Annotated in this window: 3 protein-coding genes; 1 reads left to right on the forward strand and 2 read right to left on the reverse strand. The window is 59.0% G+C overall.

Going from position 1 to position 4,258, the window contains the following annotated elements; translation table 11 throughout:
• On the reverse strand, window positions 1–2,072 hold a 2,072-nt coding region (ptsP, locus tag ACXJ5O_RS20190), incomplete at its 3' end, for a phosphoenolpyruvate--protein phosphotransferase (RefSeq protein ID WP_457301454.1).
• A gap of 138 nt (window positions 2,073–2,210) precedes the next feature.
• Complete coding sequence (locus ACXJ5O_RS20195) at window positions 2,211–3,464, reverse strand: aspartate kinase (protein ID WP_112532270.1); 1,254 nt, start codon at window positions 3,462–3,464, stop codon at window positions 2,211–2,213.
• Between the two features lie 243 nt (window positions 3,465–3,707).
• On the opposite strand from ACXJ5O_RS20195, the gene ACXJ5O_RS20200 reads away from it, so the two are divergent.
• A complete protein-coding gene (locus ACXJ5O_RS20200; RefSeq protein ID WP_457301453.1) occupies window positions 3,708–4,100 on the forward strand; it encodes a GFA family protein in 393 nt (130 codons plus the stop codon).
• The last annotated feature ends 158 nt before the right edge of the window (window positions 4,101–4,258 follow it).

Raw genomic sequence — 4,258 nt, forward strand, 5'->3', positions numbered from 1 at the left:
GAGCGATATCCAAGCCCGATCAGCGCCATGGCAGAAAGCGGCTTTCCCGCCATTTCACCGCATAGCGTCACATCCGTGTTATTGCGGTTGCCGGCATCGGCGATCTGACGCAATACGCGCAAGAAGGGCACCGACAGATTGTCGAACCGATTGGTGATGATCGAATTGCCGCGATCGACCGCCATGACAAATTGAAACAGGTCGTTCGAGCCAACCGAGACAAAATCCACCACCGACATGAGTTCGTCGAGTTGCCACAGCAACGATGGCACCTCGACCATTGCCCCAATCTTGACACGCGTCGGCAGATTGTGGGCGAAGCGCGACAGATGCTGCACCTCGCGGTTGATCAGTTCGCTCGYCTTGCGCACTTCTGCCACTTCCGTGACCATCGGCAGCATCAGCCGGAGCTCGCGTCCGCCCGCCGCTTTCAAAAGCGCGCGAACCTGCGTACGCAACAGCCCGGGACGATCGAGCGTCAGGCGGATTGCCCGCCAGCCCATGGCAGGGTTTTCTTCATTGGCATCGCTGCGGAAATAGGGCAGCACCTTGTCGCCGCCTATATCGAGTGTCCGGAATGTCACCGGCTTGTCGCCGGCGGCATCCAATACGGAGCGATAGAGCCGCTCCTGCTGTTCGGCACGCGGGAAAGTCGAAGCGACCATGAATTGAAGTTCGGTACGGAACAGGCCGATACCAGCAGCACCAGCTTCCACCAGTTGCGGCAGGTCGACGAGCAGACCGGCATTCATCAGGAGCGAAATATGCACTCCATCCTTCGTCATCGAAGGTTGGTCGCGCAATTCCCGGTAAAGTGCCTGGCGCTTGGCCCGGAACTTGACCTTCTCCGTGTAGGCGGCTTCCACGTCCGATTGCGGACGCAAATGAACGCGGCCATCGTCACCATCGACGATCACAGCGTCGTTGTTTTCGGCCATGGAGACGACGCCCTTGACCTGGCCGGCAACCGGAATGCCCATGGCGCGGGCTACGATCACCACATGGCTGGTCGCGGCACCATCTTCGAGCACGAGGCCTCGCAGGCGTTCGCGCGGATAGTCGAGGAGTTCTGCGGCGCCCATCGAGCGTGCGATAATGATGGCGTCCTTGGCGAGGGAACCCGCCATGGTCTTGRCATCACGGCCCATCAGCTGGCGCAGCAAACGGTTGGCGAGGTCATCGAAATCGCTCAGCCGCTCGCGCATATAGGGATCTGTCAGATGCATCATCCGGGCGCGGGTATCGCTCTGCACCTTTTCAACTGCAGCCTCCGCCGTCAGGCCGTTGCGAATTGCCTCTTCGAGACGCCGCACCCATCCCGTATCGTGTGCGAACATGCGATAGGCTTCGAGCACCTCGCGATGCTCGCCCTCGAAGGCCACATCGCGGCGCGACAACATGTCGTCGATCGAAATGCGCAATGAACCGAGCGACGTTTCGAGCCGGTCGATTTCCGTGTCGATGTTTTCGTTGAAGAGATTTGTGACGACGATGCGCGGCTCATGCAGCACGACGTGCCCGAGGCCAACGCCATCATTGAAGGCGCTGCCGCTGAAGCTCATGGGCTTGCCCATGTCGAGTTCGACCCCAGGCCGCGCAAGCCGCGTCAGACTACCGGCCGCAACCATTTCCGCCAGCACCATGGCCGTCGTTTCGAGCGCTTCGACCTCATCTTCGCGATAGACGCGTTTTGTCCGGTTCTGGACGACGAGGACGCCCAGGGTGCGCCCCGCCCGGAGGATCGGCACGCCAAGGAATGAATTATAGACCTCCTCGCCCGTCTCCGGCAGATAGGCGAAGGCCGGATGCGTTTGTGCGTCGGTGAGATTGAGAGGACGAGCGCTCGCTGCGATGGTACCGACAAGGCCCTGCCCAAGACGCAGCTGCGCCAAATGCACAGCGGACGGGTTCAAACCTTCGGTTGCGTAAAGTTCCAGGACACCATCAGAGCGAAGCACGTAGAACGAGCACACTTCCGCAACCATGTTCTGCGCGATATCGCGAACGATCCGGTCAAGCCTCTCCTGCGGCTCAAGCGCCTCCGCCATCAACTCGCGAAGACGCTTCAGCATGACACGGGGACCTGTTGTCTGCTCGCGCGTTGGCACTGGGGGCCTTTCTCCATAAGAATACCGGCAAGACCGGATGGCCTCACCGCATTCGAGTGATCATGTCAGCCAGCGACGCGGCCGACAAACATTTTCTTGATTCTAATGCTTATCCAGACCGTACACAGAATGCAAAGTGCGTACGGCAAGTTCCGCATACGGGCCATCAATTAGAATGGAAATCTTGATCTCCGAGGTCGTGATGGCTCGGATGTTGATACCCTTGTCCGCCAGCGCGCGAAACGCCGTTGCGGCAACACCCGCATGACTGCGCATACCAATACCTATGACCGAGACTTTGACCATGCCGGCTTCCGACTGGATGATATCGCAGCCAATCTCCGCCTTGACCTTTTCGAGGACCACCAGAGCCTTGTCGAGATCGCCCGAGGGCACGGTGAACGTCATGTCGGTCTTGGTGCCGTCTTCGGAAACATTCTGGACGATCATGTCGACATTGATATGCGACTCGGCGAGCGGGCCAAAAATGGCGGCGGATATGCCCGGTCGGTCGGCAACACGGCGCAGCGAAATCTGGGCTTCGTCCTTGGCGTAGGCAATTCCTGTGACAACCTGCTGTTCCACGATTTCTTCCTCGTCGCAAATAAGTGTTCCGGGCGGATTGATGAGATCACCCATGCCCGGCGCATCGGGGTCCTCGAAACTGGACCTTACAAAGGTGCGCACTTTGTGCACCATGGCAAGCTCGACGGATCGAACCTGCAGGACTTTCGCGCCAAGAGATGCCATCTCCAGCATTTCTTCGAACGATATCCGCGACAGCCGCCGCGCCTTCGGTTCGACGCGCGGATCGGTCGTATAGACACCATCGACGTCGGTATAGATATCACATCGATCGGCCTTCACCGAAGCTGCGATTGCAACTGCGCTGGTATCTGAACCGCCGCGTCCCAGTGTGGAAATGCGATTGTCTGGACCAATGCCCTGAAATCCGGAGATCACAGCCACCTGGCCCTCGGCGAACCGCTCGATCAGGAACGAGCCATCGATATCGAGGATACGGGCAGCGCCATGGGCGTTGTCGGTCTTGATCGGAATTTGCCAGCCTTGCCAGGAACGGGCGTGGACGCCCATCGCCTGCAGCGCGATTGCAAGCAGACCAGCCGTCACCTGCTCACCTGATGCGACAATTGCATCATATTCGCGCGCGTCGTGCATTGGCGATGTCTGCCGCGTCCAAGCCACGAGCTCATTGGTCTTCCCGGCCATGGCCGAAACCACAACAGCGACCTCATGTCCCGCATCGACTTCGCGTTTGACATGCCTGGCCACATTACGGATGCGGTCAATATCGGCCACCGAAGTGCCACCGAATTTCATCACAATGCGTGCCATGGGAAGGTACCGTTCTGGAATGCCTGAAATATATTGGTGAGGAGCCGCTTGAATCGAAAGAGGCACCCACCAAATGAATGCGGCTCCCATACCGAAAATATCGCCGGACTGCAAGAACGCCCGGCGGCTGTTTGAACTATCGTCCACTCTGGAAGAACGACGCGCCCCGGCCGCAGCGGGCAATTGCAATGATAGTGGTGTTCGTCGTAAACATTCCGTTCGCTGATTTAGAGGAGACGCAGCATGGACCGATTGACCGGCGGCTGCCTGTGCGGCAACGTCCGAATTGTGGCGTCGGGACGCCCGTACCGGGTTGGTCTTTGTCACTGCCTCGACTGCCGCAAGCATCATGGGGCCCTTTTCTACGCTGCCGCGGTATTCCCTCAGGATGCAGTAACGATCGACGGCGAAACGCGCGACTATGCCGGACGGTTTTTCTGTCCTCGCTGCGGCTCATCCGTTTTCGCACGCACCGCAGACGAAATCGAAGTGCACCTGGGAGCGTTGGACGCCCCGGACCAACTGATGCCAACATACGAAAGCTGGATCGTCCGTCGCGAGGCGTGGTTGCCGCCGTTTCCGCTCAAGAGACGCTACGACCACGGTCGTGACGCCACGAGTCGCTTTGAGGATTAGAGCGGTCTACCCGAAAGCAGAATGCCGAGCACGGCTTGACATTTTTTGCTGGAAGGGTCCACTCGAAGAGAGCAACAAGGACAGAACCGATGGCAACAGCACAGCGCACGACAATTGATGACGCAGAAGTCGAGCGTTTCTCGCGCATGGCAGCAGAG

This window comes from Phyllobacterium sp. P5_D12, assembly GCF_054049495.1.

Bases quoted from the DNA above. Each gene is read 5' to 3' on its own strand.
- ACXJ5O_RS20195 (WP_112532270.1), bottom strand. From the start codon at position 3,464: ATGGCACGCATTGTGATGAAATTCGGTGGCACTTCGGTGGCCGATATT.
- ACXJ5O_RS20200 (WP_457301453.1), top strand. From the start codon at position 3,708: ATGGACCGATTGACCGGCGGCTGCCTGTGCGGCAACGTCCGAATTGTG.